This is a genomic window from Paenibacillus sp. ALJ109b, from assembly GCF_010747435.1.
In the GTDB taxonomy this organism is placed as follows: Bacteria; Bacillota; Bacilli; order Paenibacillales; family Paenibacillaceae; genus Paenibacillus; species Paenibacillus taichungensis.
In genome coordinates this window covers 20,277-38,256 of record NZ_JAAIFP010000004.1, presented here as the reverse complement: position 1 = coordinate 38,256, position 17,980 = coordinate 20,277, and the positions used below count along the sequence as shown (strand labels likewise).

Here is a 17,980-nt window from a genome sequence, read left to right as displayed (position 1 = left end):
CGCCACACCATTCATTCTTTACTTTTTTCTACTACTCTTCTTTTTTCTGAAGAAATCGAACTTGATCACATAATCAAAAAGAGACGTAATTACAACAACTCCAAGTGGAAACAATGAATAAACCCAAAAAGGATTATTTGGAGCTTCACCAGTGGGGGCATCAGTTAAAAAAACATAAAGAACAACACAATAAATTATGGCCACTACAATACCTGTTATGTTTCTATTTTTCATAGCTGTTCTCCACCTCTTGTTCATAGAAATTCAAAGTATTGTATCTTCCACCCAAGAATATTATAACCCATATTTGGAATAATTCCCTCTATTTAATATTCTATAATATGAATTGTATAAATACTAGTATCTGTGAACCCAGGCCTCCGCCTCCACTCCGTATCTCATCAACCGCTGCATGACTTCTGCAGAGTTAATTTTATCGAAGACGGCCTTTTCGCGTAAACGTGCCAGAAGAATGGATGGGACCTTTTTCTATTCCATCAAAACGTTGTACCCATTTCCCGGATATTCATTGATTTCTGAATAAAAAATCCGATTTCAATGGAGATTACATTGCTTGAAGATTTTTGCTATGCTGAATGCAAACATTTAGATATGGGAGACGGAGCATTGATGCCTAAAATACTAATCGTGGACGATGAAGCAGATCTTCGAAAGTTGCTGACCGATTACTTTGAAATAAACGGATATTTTGTCATGACGGCCAAGGACAGCCGGGAGGCGCTGCGGAAAGTGGAACAACAACCCGATCTCGTTTTGCTAGATATCAACATGCCTGAGCAAAACGGCCTTCAATTGTGCGAGAAAATTCGTGACTTCATCTCTTGCCCGATCTTATTTTTAACGGCTCGAATCGAAGATGCAGATAAAATAGCCGGATTTCGGGCCGGAGGCGATGACTATATCCTGAAACCTTTCAGTATTCACGAACTGGGGGCCAGGGTCGAAGCTCATATGCGCAGGGAACAGCGAATCCAAAGCAAATCCTCGGTAAGGTTTAACGAAGACTTGGTCATTGACTATACAGCCCGGGAACTCTACTACCGGGAGAAGCGAATTTCTCTGGCCAAAAAAGAGTTCGACATTATCGAATTGCTGTCCACGCATCCCGGCATGGTTTTCGAAAAAGAACGCATGTACGAAACGATTTGGGGCATGGACAATCAAGGCGACAGCAGCGTGATCGCGGAGCATATCCGGCGTATTCGCTCCAAATTAAAGGAATACAGCTGCGATAACCGAATCGAAACAGTTTGGGGAGTCGGATACAAATGGCCAAGCTCATGAATAGGCTGCTGCTAAAGCGATTTACCTTATTGCAGTCTTTTATCCTGTTGTGCGTGGTCACGCTCATTGCTGTGCTGGTCGTCATAACCATAGAGTTCTCCTGGGCAGAGAACCTGCGGCTGCGTTTTGGAGAAACGGATTGGGTGCTGCCCTCCCTCGTCGCGGCTGTGCTTCTAACTGTGGCCACTGGAATTGTCACCATGGCAGTTCTATTTTACAGATGGAAACTAAAACGTCCGCTGGAGCTATTAAAGCAAGCATCCGAAAGCATTTCGGCCAACGATCTAAGCTTCAGAATCTCCTATGACAGCCGGGACGAGATGGGCGAGTTAATCGCGGTATTTGAAAACATGCGCTCACAGTTGGAGAAAAACGTAAAGACGCTCTGGCGTTCGGTTGAGGAGCGGAAGCAGCTCAATGCGATTTTTGCCCATGATCTGAGAACCCCCCTGTCGGTGTTGAAAGGAAACGCTGAGTTTCTCGCCACCTATCTGCCTGAGAAGAAGTTATCGGAAGAAAAGGTGTTGGACCTGATCCATACCATGAACCTTCACATCTTGCGTCTGGAGAGCTATGCCGAGGCCATGAACTCGATTCAGAGACTGGAGGATGTCCTGTTGAACTTCAAGTCGATGGATACGATCTCATTGACGACTTTACTGGATAGCAGCGGCGAACAAATAGCAAGGCAGTTCGGTATACGCTTCGTCTCTTCTTTGAAATATGATAATGCCTCAATACATGTGGATCCCTATCTTGTCATGCAGATTTTCGAAAATGTGGTCTCCAATGGGGTGAGATACGCATCCAGTCAAGTGAACGTTCGTTATGACCTTCAGGAAGGCACGATGAAAATTACCGTTTCAGACGACGGTCCTGGTTTCTCGGACGAAGCCCTGGTTAAGGCTGTACTCCCTTTTTACCGTGGCGAAGTGTGGGATTCGTCTGAACATCGCGGGTTGGGTCTTTACATTTGCAAGGCGTTTTGCGAAAAACATGAAGGAAGTCTCCAGGTCGCAAACGGACCTCACGGCGGCGGAAGCGTGACGGTAAGTATTGGGACCCAAGTTGATAAATAGTTGAAAATTATTTGATAGCATTTCCTTATCTTGAATTCAAGGAGTGTTATCATGTTAAAACTGAGAAATAGAATGTATATCACAATTAGCTGCTTATTGTTGTTATCTACCATGTGGGGAAACGTCGTATCCGCCAATGAAGCCAGAGACAGGACAGAAGTCTTGCAGGAGATCGACGAATATATGAATCGGAGCATGAAAGCCAATCACATTAAAGCTGCTTCACTGGCGATTGCAAATAACGATGAGGTCTTCTACGCAAAAGGCTACGGGACATTCGCAGATGGGCAAAGCGTTACGGAAGACACCCCTTTTCCTATTGCTTCGTTAAGTAAGTCCTTTACCGCATTGGCCGTTCTGCAGCTGGCGGACAAAGGCATGATTGATCTGGATGCGACTTACGCTTCCTATTTTCCAGAGCTTTCTCCTCAGGATCCCCGTGTTCTTGACATCACGATCCGTCATTTATTGAATCAGACCAGTGGTCTCAATGACAAAGTAAATCCCGATATGACGAGAAATCCGCAATTCCAATCGCTGAATGAGACGAACCGATTATTAAATAAGGTTCAACTTGCCCATAACCCAGGAACAGCCTACAGCTATCATAATCCCAATTACGTATTGCTGGCGAACCTCGTGGAGAGCGTCAGCGGTGAGTTCTTTTCGGATTACCTGAAAAAAAATATTTTTGAACCGTTAGGAATGAACCATACCTTTAGCGTCACCACGACGCAGCAAATCTATGAAAATAAAACAATTCCGCTAGGACATTACTTGAGTTTGGGACGTTCCATAGGTCAATCGGAACCGCTTTGGTTCATTGATGGCCCCGCCGGCATTGTTTCAACTGCGGAAGACATGTCCCTATGGATGCTTGCCCAATATCAAGGCAGCTTGCTTTCCCCTGCGTTGATGAAACAATATCATACAGCTGGAGCCATCGGTCCGTACGGTATAGGCTGGCTTGCAGACCAAGACGAGTCCGGCCGCCGAACGATCTCCCATAGCGGCATTTTCTGGACGTACAAGTCGGAAGAAATGGTTTATTTGGACGATCAGTTGGGTATCGCGGTGATGTTTAATTCCGGATTAAATGCTTTTGTGGATTACTCGGCTTTTATCGATGGAATCGCGAATATAATGAGGGGTGAGAAGCCCACAATCTCTTTTCTGAACGGCAAAAATATGGAAACAATAATAATTGCGCTGATCCTGGCTACCCTTATATGGGGCGTGCATGCCTATTTTCGCATCCGTAGAAGGAACAAACGCCTAACGATCAGCAAATTGATTCTAATTACTGTCGGAAGGTTGATCCCGATTCTAGTTCTCTTGTCCCTATCCCCTCTGGTGACGTTTATCGGCGGAGGACGTGTGCTGCCTTGGTTCGGCATCTGGACTACCCTGTCGTCTCCAATCATATGGCTTGTTGTATGGTCGTTAGTCAATTTCGTGCATTTGGCTTGCTATTATTACATCTATGTTAAGAACAAAAAGAACGGCTATGCATAGCCGTTTCAATTTCTCAAAAAAAACAAAAGTGCTACTCCTCAAAATGATGAGGAATAGCACTTTTTATATGCTTACCTTACTTCGGTTCTAATCACTTAATGTTAATGGAATGCCTCAAACATTTCAGCTTACTCTCGTACTGTCACATTTAATTTGGATGATTTGGTTTCTCCTGAAGGATTACGAAGTACAGCTTCATACTCATAGATTCCAGGTACCCTTCCAGAGATTGCAGTAACCGCAGACTGTGCACTCGGCGTATGAGCTTGCAGCGATTGGGTGTCGATCAAAACACCATTTTCGTAAAGTTCGTATACGGTTGCGTTCGTTCCCCACCACAGATTCATGGTGACATTAAAGTTACCGTCACCGTCCCAGTTGTCGTTCGACAGAACAGATTGCCCCGGGGAAGCATCCGTGACGACGACTGTCAGCGGAACACTCATAGTCGTACCCAGTGCATTGATCAATTCACCGGTATAAATATAGGTGCCATTTTTCTTTCCAGTAATATCAACTTTAACAGACTGAGCGGATGGGGATTGATCGACCAAAGCAATTTCCTTGATCAATTCACCATTCTCATACAGTTTGAACTGATTGCCGTTATTGCCCCACCACAAATTCATCGTGACAGTGTAGTCTCCGTCTTTGAGCCCTGTGTCGTAACCGTTATTGTCAGATAACACCGGAGTGCCAGGGGCCCCGTTTGCTAGTGGGGTTGCCTGCTTGAGCCATTCTTCCCACTTAAGCAGTACATTTGCCTGCTCATCCGTAAATACGGTTCCTCTAGCTGCTTGAACATCATTACCGTAGGCTGCAAGCAGTTGACGCGCCTTTGCTCCTTCATGATCGTTTGCTGCCTGGTTGGCTTGCTGTAAGGTGTTCGCAAGCTGATCAGCAAGAATACCGGCATTAGGATCTATCGATTCATCCGCAAAGGAATTGGTCAGATTGATCAGACTGTCGAACGTAGCAATAACCCCGAAACTATATTCTATCGTCTGTTCCCAACCAGCCAAATCGGAGACGGTTGCCGTAACCTGGTTCAGGCCGGGTTCCAGTGTATACGCCGGAGTGTCCAGGAGCACACCCGTCGGTTCTGCCACACCGGATACCGTATCGGAGGCTGTATAGCCAATTTCCACGTGCTGATCAATGGTGTACTCGGTTTGACCATGAATTTCAATGGTTGGAGGTACGAGATCAATGGATATGGACAAAGACTGTTCACTCTCTTTGTTACCGTCAACATCGACGCTCCAGTAGGTGATGGTATGTGTTCCTTCTTCAGTTAGGGTCAACTGCGTACCACTCACCGTTTCGCCACCATTGATTTGATAATAGGTCCCTTCGATTTCGGAATCTTCATCGGTTGCTGTGAAGGTTACTTGTACTGGAGTCGTATACCAGTCGTTCTGGGATTCTCCTTCCACAGTTGCCGTAGTATGCGGGGCTTCATGATCAGGTGACTCCCCTTCCAGCGTGACAAAATCAGATAGCGGCATATTCAAATCTTTCACAAGACGTGCCACGAGTTCGGCTACCTTGATTGCACCGTTCATCTGCAAATGCGTATTGTCCTCTGTTGTACCTACCCACATGAATATCGATTTGGTTCCTTCTGTGCCAAGCTCCTGGAAATGCTCCCAACTGGCCTGATTCAGATCAATGATGAGTGTTTCCGTTTCCTGCGCCGTTTCTTTCATCGCCTGCACGTATTCCGGGAAGCTCTTGTTCAGCACCTCTCCGGTAAAATCGCGACGGTTCACTGGCGTGACCAGAACCGGAATTGCACCTCTCTGCACAGCACCGTTAATGTATTCTTTCAAATATACTTTAAACTGCTCGGGTGTAAGATAACGCTCCGGACGTGACGGCGTAGAATCGTTATGAGACCACTGCATGAACAGATAATCGCCTTCATGAATGTCGAGCAAAATATCATTGAGATATCCGCCGACCAGGAAGGTTTTGCTGCTCAATCCTCCAACTGCCCGGTTATCAATGCTTACCTCATTCTGATCAAAATATCTCCCCAACGTTTCGCCCCAACCCGCTTGCGGACGATAATTCTCCGCGTAATTGGCCACGGTGGAATCACTAGCCAAATAAATTACAGGTTCATCGCTTGCGCTGTTATCTGGCAGGCGCTCCAGCTTCAGTGCATTGATCTTCGGTGCATTTCCGGTGAAGTCGAAATTAAAGACGCCATCGATCAGAGCAATGTCATACGTAATTTCTTTGAATTCTCCCTTGGCAATGGTTGTGAGCGGCAGCTTCGTCATCTGCTCTACAACGACATTCGCGCTGGTCGATTCTTGGGCATCCCCGATGGTCATCGTTACCCGGTAATTGGCCGGCTCCATTTCCACCAGGAAGGAGGTGCCGTTTACCCGTGTGAAATCCTCCTTGAGCGCATCCCCGGTTTCCCGGTTCTCATCTTTGGTTAGCGTAGTATCGGCAAAGCCATACCCATTGCCTTCAATGTACGCTCTTTTGGCATCTACCTTGGTGTATCCTTCGGCAGCGCCGCCTGAACCAAAATCAAATTTGTATTCGCTAATCTCTTCGCCCGGTTCACTTGTCAATGAATCTTTCGCCACAGTTAACATGTTAAACGCATGGTCAACTTGAGCTTGGGTGGCTTCCGTATTGAATATCGCTTCTGCAGCTGCCAAAGCACGGTTTACCACGGCCTTCGATGCTTCTGTATATTCCGACAGATCAAGTGCTTTGATCTCATCGTACAGAGCGATTAAGGCAGCTTGATCGCCACCCTCCGAAGGAAGCTCTGTGCCTTCAATTCGCACGTTGTCGATCTGCGTAGTCCAGTTCAGCGTGCCTCCGCCGCCTTTTCTCGTCCCCAGAAACCGAATGGCTCTGACGTTGTCCGCATATACACCGGAACTCAGCGGGATATCTGAAATCGTTTGTGTAACTGTCGGATCCGCCAGATTCGTCAATGTCAGATCCAGTGTTCTCTTGGCAAAATTAACGGTTGCATCCACATCGACCCACTGGTTCTTGGAAATCTCTGTAGCCGTTCCCCCTTCGGGGATGGCCGTATCGCCCGTACCGTAGTCCGGATTATATGCACCGACAAAATAATGAATTTTCGTGCTTCCGGTTTTCGTATACAGCGTGAAAAGGGCATTTTCGTTAGAATCCTGGACCGTGAGATGACCTTCTGACGGATAGGCACTCACATTACCGGATTGCCAGTCAAAGTTCACTTTCACCTGATCGCCGTTTACGGCATCGAACAGACGGAATACCTTGGCCCGATTGCCCGATCCTGACCCCGTAACGGACAGTACCTTATTTCCAGACTGTTCAACCACCGTACCCGTCATGGTTCCTGCAATACCTGCGGCATTAACCATCGCAAACTGGTAGTCGGCAGCATCGCCTTCAAAATTCTCCTCATATAGCTGGATTTCCGGCTCTGGTTCGGGTTCGGAAATATCCGGGTCGATGACCAGCGATGAAATGCTCAGCTCCATGTCTTTGACCGCACCAGCAACGAGTCCGGCAATTTTCTGCGCACCATAGCTGCTGAAATGGGTATTATCGTTGATCCCATTCGGGTATTTTGGATATTCACCCGGATTAGCATATAGGAATACTTTCTCCGTAGCTGTATTACCAATTTTATCGTAGTACGCAATACTTAACTCACTGAGATCAACTAGCGGCACGTCAAGCTCCTCTGCCACTTCTTTGGCAGCCTGCACGTATGCCGGGAAGCTGACGTTGAATTCCTGAGTTACCGTATTGAAATCTCTGCGTCCAACCGGAGTGAGCAATACCGGTGTAGCGCCGCGCTGTTTGGCACCGTTTACATAACGAGCCAAGTAAATCTTATAGTCCTCCGGTGATGCATACCGATCCGGTATACCTACACTCGCGTCGTTATGACCAAAGGAAATGAAGAAGAAGTCCCCCGGCTTAATTCGCTGCAAAATCGTATCCAGACGACCGTCTACCATAAACGATTTGCTGCTTCGGCCACCGATTGCATCATTCACGATGACTGCCCCATTCGAGAAATAACGTCCGAACTGCTGGCCCCATCCTTCTTGAGGAGCCTGCATTTCACTGTAAGATTGCATGGTTGAATCACCAGCCATATAGATCGTTGTTGCCGCACCGGCCACTTTCTCCGGATATTTCTCGATGAGAATGTCCTGGATGTCTATGGCTGTACCGGTGAATAAGAAATCGAGCTGTCCATCCACCAATGCAACATCATAGGAATACTCCAGCGGTGCTCCGGCTGCCACATTCGTTACGGCGAGCTTTTGCACAAATTCGGATTTGACCCCGACGTTTGAGTCATGCGTATCGTTGCCCAAACGTAGCGTAACCTTATAGTTGGCGTTTGGCAGGTCAACAGCAAATGTCGTACCTGTCGCAACCGAAACTTCATTTGCTCCTACGGTAACACCGGTTGTATCCTTGAAGCCGTATCCCGGATTTTGCGCGTAGAGCGTATCCTGTATATTCGTACTTCCCGACGCAGTCTCTGTTCCGAAATTAAAGCGATAGACCGGCTCGGGCATTTCTGCTTCGCGAGTCAGCGCCAAATCGGCTTTAGGGAATGCGATAGCTTCCGCTCCAAGATAAAAGCCGGTATGAGGCGGCTGGTTGTAGGCTACATTTTGCCAGGCTACGCCAAGTCGATACACAGGGTCCTGCATCAGCGTAGGGATGCGATAGTCTGTAGGAATGGTCGTTGTATAGAGACGATACTCTGAACTATCTTCGCTCCGCAGCAGAATTTCCTCTCTCCAGTCGCCCAGAATGTCCGCCTGAAGCGCCGGATTCCCTTTGGTATGGTTGTTCGTTAATGTGCCCGTCGCCCGGAAGATTTCATTTAGCTTTTTGTTTTCGTAATCCCATTTATAAATGAGAGGAATACCTTTGGCTGTACTGTTATCCCACTCATGGTCAAACAGCTCACGCTGAAGATCTCCGTCCCACCAGATGGCGAAATTGGCAGTTTCGGGCCCTTCGTCCACCGTGTAGATAGCCTCTCCGGCAGCCGAATAGGTATTGGTTACGGGAACGCTCTGCCCATTGGTAATGGTTGTGGCCCATGATTCGTATCCCGGATAGTTCGGATCAATATCCGCCGACATCCCGCGACCGGTGTCAAAACCTGTTTTCTCCCCCCAGAGAATTTCACCTGTTGCCGCATCGCGCATCTCCAGTCCGTATGCAGCATCTGAATGCTCATGCACGCTTACCATCTGATAGCCCTCTCGGTTTGGATCGAGCTGACCAGCGTGCATGGCATCGCCGTGGCCGTGGCCGGTGCTGTACAGCAAGCTGCCGTCATCGTCTATGGCTAGAGCGCCAAACATGATTTCGTCCTTTCCGTCATTGTCGACATCCAGCACACTTAGATTATGATTGCCCTGTCCTTCATACTGTTTTCCTGCTTCGTTTGTGTCGAAAGTCCAGCGCTTGACGAGTTCCCCACCAACATAATCATAAGCAACAAGCACTGTGCGGGTATAATAACCCCGGCTCATTATGACACTTGGCTTTGTGCCGTCCAGATAAGCAATCGCACCAAGGAAACGGTCTACACGGTTGCCATAGCCATCACCCCAATCGCTGACGTTTCCTCTTGGCGGATCATAATTCACCGTGGATACGGCTGCGCCAGTCTCACCGTCAAACAGCGTGAGATATTCAGGCCCTGACAGTATGTATCCGCTCTCGTTACGGTAATCTTTCGTGCCGTCGCCAATGACCGTGCCTTGGCCGTCCTTCGTACCGTCCGCCGTCTTGACCACAACTTCGGCCTTTCCGTTGCCATCAAGGTCATACACCATTAATTGCGTGTAGTGAGCTCCGGCACGGATGTTAACGCCCAGGTCAATCCTCCACAGCTTCGTACCGTCCATTTTGATGGCATCGATATAGACATTGCCGGTATAACCTGCCTGCGAATTGTCCTTGGAATTGCTCGGACTCCACAGAAAGACGATTTCATATTCGCCATCGCCGTCCAAGTCAGCTACAGATGCGTCACCTGCATAATACGTATAGGTTCCACCGTCTTTGGTCCGACCGTCGGCCGGTTTATCCAGCGGAATAGGCAGATAATCATTATGCCAGACCGAGACAACTTCCGGCAGCATTTGCTCCTTTCCTGCAACGATAGTGGATATTTGGTACTGCGAACTGTCGAAACCAGTGGTGTCCACATAGTTCGTCACGTCGCTTATGGGCGATGCGTTCACTTTGGTTCCGTTTTTATATATATTGAAAGAGATATCATCAGGATCATTATTTAAATACCTCCAGCTTAAAAAAACACCGTTGTCTACAAGAACCGCAACCAGACCCCGGTTAAGATATTCTCCTTGGCGACCCGGTAGGCTACTGCTACTTGGTGACTCTGCACGCACAGGCGCCGGGGGTATGACCAGTGAGATAACCATAAGGAGCGCTAATAAAGATACAAATATCGATTTCTGGATGGAAACAGTTCTTCGGTTCATCGGATTAAGTCCTCCTTATCGAAAAAATCATTTTAGAATCACAAGTTCGATCTGCTCTTCTGGTTGTCAAATGAACACAAACTGCAGTCACCCCCTTTTTTTATGTTACCGCTTACATTTATCTTACAGCTCTAAAAAAAGACAGACAATCTAAAAAATGTGACGTATTATATAATATAATTGACTTTTTTAGGCAGGGGATGAAAGTATGGTTCATACGGTCTCTTATGCTTTTCGTAATGACGATACATCAATCATGACACTTGACTCTATTGGATGGCAGATCGTCTCAAGCGAGGAATATCGTTGTCCAAGTGACAATAGACCGGACCCGGGGCATGTTGTTTTTCAATACACGCTTAATGGTCAGGGTTATCTGGATATTGAAAATCAAACGATTCCTTTACCGAAGGGACATGCACTACTTGTTAAAATCTCCGGAGAACATTGCTATTACTATAAGCAAGAGAACAACGAACCATGGGAATTTATATGGATAAACATTCGAGGGGATGAAGCCAACCGAATTTGGGATATGATCCATGATAATGAGGGACATGTCATTCGACGAAACGCGGACTCTCCTTTGATTCAAGAGTTATGGCAAATTATCCATTTAATTCATCAAGAGAAAGTTACGGACAAGTATCGCTTGTCCGAGCAAATCTATCGGTGGTTGCTTATCCTAGTGCAGACGAGTCGGGATGCAGAGAAGGATATCGGTGCGCTTTCAATAACAACGATCGAGAAATGTAAAAAATTCATCCGAGAGAATTATGCAGCTCCATTAACGCTGGATCTGCTGGCCAGCCACTGCGATATCAATAAACACTACTTGTGCAGGTTATTTCAGAAATCCGAGAAAACATCACCGCTAGCCTATCTCAAAGACAGACGTATTGAGGTTGCAATCCGACTACTCCGTACAACGGAACTCCCGATTTCCCAAATTGGTCAACAATGCGGCTTTGAGAGTCCCAGCTATTTCGGCAAAGTTTTTCGGCAATATATGTCCATGTCGCCTAAAGAGTATCGCATGAATAAGTTAGAGTTTCCTTACGAGGCCATTTATTATGAATAGCCAAATTCGCTATTTGCGAGGAATCTTTCAAGCTCTTCAAGTTTAATCTTCGGCTTCGTTCATATATAAAAAAAGCCGCTAAATAGCGACTTTAAGTGGAACAATGTCTTTTGTATCTCGACATTAAAGGTTCAATTTTACACATATTTATCACCCGACTTTTGCAGCTTTATTTTCTCTTCATCTGAGTTGCTCATAAGGAACATTTCGATTTTCTGAGATGTAAGAGAAATCACGGATTAAATTACTTCTTTGTCACGTTCTTCATGATGCGGGCAATCCATTGAGATACCGATTGGTTCTCCACGCTGCATGTAACGGTAAGTTTAAGGCCATGTTCGTATCACACGAATTCAATTAACTTCCTATCTATTTCAGCGATATCACCAATCTCTGATGTACCGTCCCAAAGGATAATTGAAGAAGCTTCATCATTTTCAACAAAATCATCAAGTTGGTACAGTTCACCCACAAACAGAGCTCCATACTCCGTCCGTTCAGGTCCATGAAAACTTGGCTGAAGTCTAAACTTCATTAAACCTTTGAATTCAACCGTATCAATATTTTGATTGGTTTCCTCAAATAATTCTCTAATTACACATTGTTGAGCATTCTCTCCAGCTTCAATAATACCTCCCGGCAGTTCCCAATTCTTTCTCCACTTATTATGCATGAAGAGATACTTTCCTTGGTACTTCGCCACGATTAGAGCATGTGTTAGTGGTGCATCCAGTGTAATTGTTGTGACCTTATCATACTCGATATTAATAAATTCCAAAAAAATATTACCTCTTGAATCTGTCACGATTGCCATTTTTACTCCTCCATTTCTTTTGTAACAAAAAATAAAAAAACGCGCTAGACCTAAGTCCTGCGCGTTGCATATCGCAGGATGGTAAGCGCGAATAGCGTTAACCCATCCCAAATTATTAAAGGAATGGATTAACGCTTTCCATGATGATGAGATCGTTTTAATTCTAAAATTAACATCGTCTATTCTCCTAATCATCAATGTATGGAAATAATACCCACTATAATGCACTAGAGTCAAGTATATAATTTTGCTTCATTTACTATAACGTACCCGCCTGATAGCTTATTGAGGATTATCCCGTTAGCGTAACAGGCATTAACTTTTAATATCTTTATTAGGCTTTATGTTTTGTCTGTATCGAATTATGGCAAGAGGTAGATTAACTATTCCACAGATAAAAGAAGAGACAATAGATATCCATTGAGGTATTGTAGGATAATTCGGTTTCCCGTCCCCTACAGGTCCTATTTTGGGTTGGTGGCTATCCCAAAAACCATATAAGAGACCGACAGCAGGTGTCAATATACAAATTACACTTGCAACGATATGTAACACATACTTGTTCAATCTAGCCCCTCCATTGAATGTATTCATGTCTAGAATCCTGTTTAAATTATACGTTAACTAAAAGTTGAAAGTTACAATAACCTGCCCTTTAATTGAATGAAAGCAGCCAATCACCGTTAGCTCGGGACACGAACTTGTACCGATAAAATAAAAAAAAGCCGCTAAAATAGCGACTTTCAATGGAATAATGTTCTTGTAATCATTTCAATCAGAGACCTGTAATTAAAGCAACTTAATCAGCTCTTCCAGCTCATCAACCAAACCTTTTGCAAGTTCAAAATTAGTATCTTTTAAAGCCAATTCTATTTTAATTTCAACAGACTTTTTCTTTTGTTCAGTTTCTAGATAGTCTTCATTAAAATGACTCGCATAAATCATCTGTCTAAATTCTAGTATACTCATTTTACTAATCGTCTTGTCCTCAATAATTAAAACATAATCCATACCATTAACAACAGAATAGAAATCATGAGAAATCATGAGAATCGCACCTTTGTAGTCCTCAATAGCTTTCTCCAATGCGATTTGTGTATAGATATCTAAATGGCTTGTCGGTTCATCAAGAAGCAATACATTTGCTTGACTGGCAGAAACTTTAGCCAATTGAAGCATGTTTTTTTCTCCGCCAGATAAAGACTCTATCTTTTGATCAAGAATTTCTCCTTCAAAGCCATATTTTGAAATAAATGATCTAATCTCATCATAAGTTTCAAACCCAGCCTCGATGAATTCATCTAATATTGTATTGGAATCCTTTAGCATCTCGCCTTGAACCTGAGATAAATACGCCACGTTAACAACATCAGCATTTATTTCAATGGAATCCTGATTATTTTTAAAGATTTCTCGGAGTAAAGTCGTTTTCCCGGTACCGTTTGGACCGATCAGGGCTACTTTATCTGTCGATTTGATCTCGAAATTCACATTTTCCAAAAGCAACTCGTCAAAGGAAACGCTATAATTATTGACGTTTATAACAGTAGTGTCTTCAAGTTCTTTATCAATACCAAAACTGATATTCGGCTGCTTGATATCGACAAATGGCTCTTTTATTCGACGCGCTTCCAATCTCTCTTGAAACTTGACTCTGGCTTTTAACGCTCTGCCTCTGGAGGCTTCCGAATTATACGTGGCGATCTCTCTAAGATTGTCGATGATCTGATCGTATCTCTCAATTTCTTCAGCTTCAGCAACCGCGATTTCTTGCAGCTCGATCTTAGTCTGAAGCAGTGAGAAGTTATAATCGATATATCGCCCGTCAAACTCTTGGATCTCTGTGTTTTCAAGGTGTATAATTTTGTTGAAACAATGATTCAATAGATATCGGTTGTGCGTAACAACTAGCAGCATTCCCTTATGGGAATTAATAAGCTTTTTAAGTGCATTTAGGTTTTCAAAGTCTAAAAATACATCGGGTTCGTCCATAATCATTAAGTCTGGACGATTAAGCATTTCCTTCATCACTTGAATAAGTTTGAATTCCCCGCCGCTTAATTCGGATACATTAAGATCTTTTAGCTTCATGAGGTTGGCCAGGTTTAGCTGCTTATTAATAGTGTTTTCGAAATTATCCCCATCCATCGCCTCAAAAGCATCCAACGCCAATTGAACCTTTTCTAGCAGCGAATCCATATCCGACGTGGTGGCCATCTCCGCATAAAGGGCTGAGATTTCATCTTGTATCTTGATGAATTCTTCTCCGATATATTCAAAAACGGTCATTTCTTTCGTTTTATCTACTTGCGAGAACTGACTCACATACCCGATTCTGCAATCCGGGTCTATCTCTAACTTGCCCTCGAACAAATATCTTTCAGGATCCATGAGTATATCGATCAGTGTACTTTTCCCACTGCCACTTGTTCCGATAAAAGCGCAATGTTGTGCCTCTTCAAACGTAAATGAAATGTTGTTATATAGTTCTTTTTGTGGAAACGAGAAGGATAAGTTATCAACTTTTATCATAGTGTTACCTTTCTTTATAACTAAAATGGTGAGTATTTTGTAATGTATTGTCGAACACAGACTTTTAGAGTAACACTGATTACCACCAAGTACAATCCATTGTTTCTCTTATCCTCACTACGAAATTCTAATACTTTCTATAGAATGGTGGCTTGTTGAACGATTTTCAGAATCAATCAGTACAAGTTCTTGTCCCTCGCCACTAATTTCCAAGCAAAAAAAGCCCTCATTTAGGGCATTTTTTTGAGTCACGCTTTTCAACATATACCTCTACAATTTTATAATACAGTGGATGTACCACCATCTATGTTCACGGCAGTTCCTGTTACATAGGAGGCTGCACCCGACACAAGAAAAGCAATCACTTTTGCCGCCTCTTCTGTTTGACCTATTCTCTTGAGTGGGATACCGTGAATGGGGTTGGAAGAGAATTCCTCCCAACTCTGCTCTGGTGCTGAAGCCTTCCACATCCGCTCAATCTGATCGCTACGGATTAGACCGATGCACACGGCGTTAACACGAATATTGTCCTTGGCGAGGTCTTTGCTCATGGCCTTCGTTAGTGCAAGTCCTGCCGCCCGACTGACTGATGTTGGCAAAGACGATGCAGATGGTGTCTTCCCTACAATCGCCGTCACATTAAGGATGGAACCGCCACCTCTTTGACGCATATGAGAAACTGCTGCCTTAGAACTGTGGACTGCTCCTAACAATTTCAAATCCAGATCTGAATACCAGCTTTCGCTGCTAACCCCTTCAAACGGATTAGCCGCAGCCGCTCCAGCATTGTTAATCAAAATATCCAATCCACCGAAATGCTGTACAGTCTGCTCCACCACACCTCGCACCTCTGCTTCTACTGAAATATCAGCAGAGATAACTAGTGCATCTGTCCCTGTAGTTTGCTTAATACGTTTCGCCGCAGCTTGAAGCGCCTCGTCGTTGCGTGCGACGATTGCCACCTTTGCACCTTCCGATGCTAGAACAATTGCTGTCTCTAGCCCGATCCCTTTGCTGCCGCCTGTAATTAGTGCTATTTTATCCTTTAACCCTAAATCCATTTGTATTTCCTCCCTTATTGTCTCCAATAATTGAACTAAACTGGTTATATTCAACTATCGTTCCCGTTAGTTAAATGCCTCAATAGAATTAAATGCAAACATAATTTCTGCTTCACAAACCAATTCATTGTTTACCATTGCGATACCTGTTCCTTTAACAATCTGTCCCTTGGTTCGGGTCACTTTGAATTCAAGATGGAGTTGATCCCCTGGTTTTACTTGCTTTTTTGAACCGACAATTATCAATACCAGTCAGTAAACCCATCTTATGGTTATCGCTCTCTACGTTGGACATAACGGTACCACCCACCTGTGCCAGTGCTTCTACAATCAAGACTCCAGGCATGACAGGATAATCGGGAAAGTGCCCAAGGAAATAAGGTTCATTGAAAGTCAAATTTTTGATTCCAACGGCTTTCTTCCCCTCAACAATTTCTAAGATTTTATCGACCAAAAGAAAGGGATATCTATGGGGAACAAGCTCTTTAATTTGATTAATATCAAGCATGGATTTCCTCCTCTATTATTGGCTTATAACCATTCTAATGTCATTTGGAGAAATCATACATTATTATACTATCCTGCCCATTAGCTTAAAGAAACAGATATCGTGTTACAATTAGATGGACTTATCTTGCCAAACGAAGGGATAGTTCCAAAATTGCCACTTTTTCAAAGTTGAACCGTTTCTTGTCCATCGACATTATCTCGACCTTAAAATAAATTACACCATTACTCCATTAATAACTACAACGCCTTCCACGACTGCAGTTCATTTATTGTGCTTGTTGCTCAACTGCATAATACCTTTCATATTCTTTAGTCAGCGTGTAGCGCTCGACACCTTTGGAGGCATTCATCGCTTCCGTAGCGTGCTGGATAGCCAATTCGCGAGGACCCGCTTGGCGTTCTATTTCAGCAAGAAGCGCAGATCGCATCCATTGTCTTCTAATCGATTTCAGGTGCTCCCTTGCTTGCTCACTCTTCTCTTCCTCCAAAAGCAAAAACGTCTCGTAATATGTACGGAAATCTGATCTGCGCATCTGGAGTACCGCTTGCCGAACGGCAGTCAAGTCCTTTCGATAAGCACCGAAAGCAGCCTGATATATCGCTTGCCTCGATTTTTTCGTCGTCTGTTTTATGAGTTTCTCCATCGTGATATCGACTTCATCATCAAGTCTGTTGGCAGTCACATAATAAATATAAATATAGGGCGTATGATGATTTTTACGTAAAAAAACTTCCACACGGTCCATCCGGGTTTCCCAAGCCATTGGGTACAAAATGTGAATCGTAATCGCAATAAGTGTGGCGACCATCACCGTTCCTACTATAAGAAAAACAGGTTGTTCATTCCACAACATCACCAGCACAAATACAAATACAACGGAATAAAACGCAACATTCCACCTACTCATTCTCATCTATCATTCCCTTCAGCATCTAAATCATGAAGTATCTATTATATCAGAATTATAACTATTCCTTGTATAAATTTAGGGAATAAATATTGATATCACCAATAAAATATAATTTCAACTGATATGGTGAAAACGACACTTCTCTAATAGAAAGTGTAAGAATACCTCTCTGTCTCTGCACCCGAGACCGTCTATCTAATTTTTCGTTTTCATCATAATTTTACTCGCTCTAATATTTAATTGCTTCCAAGTTGCCTCGTTTGTTGCGTTGCTTCTGAAGTAAAGATTCTAGTTTTCTCGTTAAATACCACATCATACGTTGGATTAATTCACTTTAATTGTTTCAAATATTGCTCCATTACTTGTAACCACACTCTTAATTGACTCAAATCTTCTACTGAATGAGAGCCATATGGAAACAATTCAAATTGATATAGCTCTGGACTTCCAAATACATAACTAAAATTAACTTCAATCTGGTCTTTGGTAAAATTTAAACATTCATAGTAACTCGTAATTTCTACTTCACTATATTCATCTGGACAGATGTAGTCGATTGCCTGAATGATGTGGTCATAATTATAATCCTCGGCTTTCAATTCAAATATGACCCTATCTTCATGTGAAAACTCACGAAACATGATTGCCACCTAC

The 17,980-nt window shown here is 43.9% G+C and carries 11 protein-coding genes and 1 pseudogene; 4 read left to right on the top strand and 8 right to left on the bottom strand.

Annotated elements, in window-relative coordinates:
• Positions 1–18: 18 nt before the first annotated feature.
• Positions 19–258, bottom strand: coding sequence for a hypothetical protein (locus G3352_RS03215; RefSeq protein ID WP_240342916.1), 240 nt, complete (start codon positions 256–258; stop codon positions 19–21).
• 372 nt (positions 259–630) lie between these two features.
• On the opposite strand from G3352_RS03215, the gene G3352_RS03210 reads away from it, so the two are divergent.
• The 3 genes from G3352_RS03210 (at position 631) to G3352_RS03200 (ending at position 3,899) form a co-directional block, all read left to right on the top strand.
• Entirely contained in the window at positions 631–1,305 is a 675-nt protein-coding gene (locus G3352_RS03210; RefSeq protein ID WP_163753733.1) for a response regulator transcription factor, read from the top strand.
• Positions 1,306–1,334: 29 nt separating this feature from the next.
• Positions 1,335–2,384: a HAMP domain-containing sensor histidine kinase gene (locus G3352_RS03205; RefSeq protein WP_240342915.1), complete on the top strand. Its 1,050-nt coding sequence runs from the start codon at positions 1,335–1,337 to the stop codon at positions 2,382–2,384.
• Positions 2,385–2,495: 111 nt separating this feature from the next.
• The gene (locus tag G3352_RS03200; RefSeq protein ID WP_240342914.1) at positions 2,496–3,899 is read left to right on the top strand and encodes a serine hydrolase domain-containing protein; all 1,404 of its coding nucleotides are present in this window, start codon (positions 2,496–2,498) and stop codon (positions 3,897–3,899) included.
• Positions 3,900–4,027: 128 nt separating this feature from the next.
• Here the strand turns inward: G3352_RS03200 and G3352_RS03195 are convergent, their stop codons facing one another.
• The gene (locus tag G3352_RS03195; protein WP_163753729.1) at positions 4,028–10,417 is read right to left on the bottom strand and encodes a rhamnogalacturonan lyase family protein; all 6,390 of its coding nucleotides are present in this window, start codon (positions 10,415–10,417) and stop codon (positions 4,028–4,030) included.
• A 208-nt stretch (positions 10,418–10,625) separates the two neighbouring features.
• On the opposite strand from G3352_RS03195, the gene G3352_RS03190 reads away from it, so the two are divergent.
• Positions 10,626–11,498: a helix-turn-helix transcriptional regulator gene (locus G3352_RS03190; RefSeq protein ID WP_163753727.1), complete on the top strand. Its 873-nt coding sequence runs from the start codon at positions 10,626–10,628 to the stop codon at positions 11,496–11,498.
• A 343-nt stretch (positions 11,499–11,841) separates the two neighbouring features.
• On the opposite strand, the gene G3352_RS03185 is transcribed toward G3352_RS03190, so the two are convergent.
• The 6 genes and pseudogenes from G3352_RS03185 to G3352_RS03160 all read right to left on the bottom strand — a co-directional run bounded on the left by G3352_RS03185 (position 11,842) and on the right by G3352_RS03160 (position 17,967).
• The gene (locus tag G3352_RS03185; RefSeq protein ID WP_163753726.1) at positions 11,842–12,312 is read right to left on the bottom strand and encodes an NUDIX domain-containing protein; all 471 of its coding nucleotides are present in this window, start codon (positions 12,310–12,312) and stop codon (positions 11,842–11,844) included.
• Positions 12,313–13,101: 789 nt separating this feature from the next.
• Complete coding sequence (locus G3352_RS03180; protein WP_163753724.1) at positions 13,102–14,844, bottom strand: ABC-F family ATP-binding cassette domain-containing protein; 1,743 nt, start codon at positions 14,842–14,844, stop codon at positions 13,102–13,104.
• Between the two features lie 278 nt (positions 14,845–15,122).
• On the bottom strand, positions 15,123–15,905 hold the full coding sequence (locus G3352_RS03175; protein ID WP_163753722.1) for an SDR family NAD(P)-dependent oxidoreductase: 783 nt from the start codon (positions 15,903–15,905) through the stop codon (positions 15,123–15,125).
• 66 nt (positions 15,906–15,971) lie between these two features.
• Positions 15,972–16,413 (bottom strand): annotated as a pseudogene (gene fabZ / locus G3352_RS03170) (3-hydroxyacyl-ACP dehydratase FabZ).
• Between the two features lie 268 nt (positions 16,414–16,681).
• Entirely contained in the window at positions 16,682–17,323 is a 642-nt protein-coding gene (locus tag G3352_RS03165) for a hypothetical protein (RefSeq protein ID WP_163753720.1), read from the bottom strand.
• Positions 17,324–17,655: 332 nt separating this feature from the next.
• Complete coding sequence (locus G3352_RS03160) at positions 17,656–17,967, bottom strand: hypothetical protein (protein ID WP_163753718.1); 312 nt, start codon at positions 17,965–17,967, stop codon at positions 17,656–17,658.
• Positions 17,968–17,980: the final 13 nt, after the last annotated feature.

What these genes read in the sequence shown, in the direction of transcription:
- G3352_RS03215 (WP_240342916.1), bottom strand. Translation starts at nt 258, where the DNA reads ATGAACAAGAGGTGGAGAACAGCTATGAAAAATAGAAACATAACAGGT.
- G3352_RS03210 (WP_163753733.1), top strand. Translation starts at nt 631, where the DNA reads ATGCCTAAAATACTAATCGTGGACGATGAAGCAGATCTTCGAAAGTTG.
- G3352_RS03200 (WP_240342914.1), top strand. Translation starts at nt 2,496, where the DNA reads ATGTGGGGAAACGTCGTATCCGCCAATGAAGCCAGAGACAGGACAGAA.
- G3352_RS03195 (WP_163753729.1), bottom strand. Translation starts at nt 10,417, where the DNA reads ATGAACCGAAGAACTGTTTCCATCCAGAAATCGATATTTGTATCTTTA.
- G3352_RS03190 (WP_163753727.1), top strand. Translation starts at nt 10,626, where the DNA reads ATGGTTCATACGGTCTCTTATGCTTTTCGTAATGACGATACATCAATC.
- G3352_RS03185 (WP_163753726.1), bottom strand. Translation starts at nt 12,312, where the DNA reads ATGGCAATCGTGACAGATTCAAGAGGTAATATTTTTTTGGAATTTATT.
- G3352_RS03180 (WP_163753724.1), bottom strand. Translation starts at nt 14,844, where the DNA reads ATGATAAAAGTTGATAACTTATCCTTCTCGTTTCCACAAAAAGAACTA.
- G3352_RS03175 (WP_163753722.1), bottom strand. Translation starts at nt 15,905, where the DNA reads ATGGATTTAGGGTTAAAGGATAAAATAGCACTAATTACAGGCGGCAGC.
- G3352_RS03165 (WP_163753720.1), bottom strand. Translation starts at nt 17,323, where the DNA reads ATGAGTAGGTGGAATGTTGCGTTTTATTCCGTTGTATTTGTATTTGTG.
- G3352_RS03160 (WP_163753718.1), bottom strand. Translation starts at nt 17,967, where the DNA reads ATGTTTCGTGAGTTTTCACATGAAGATAGGGTCATATTTGAATTGAAA.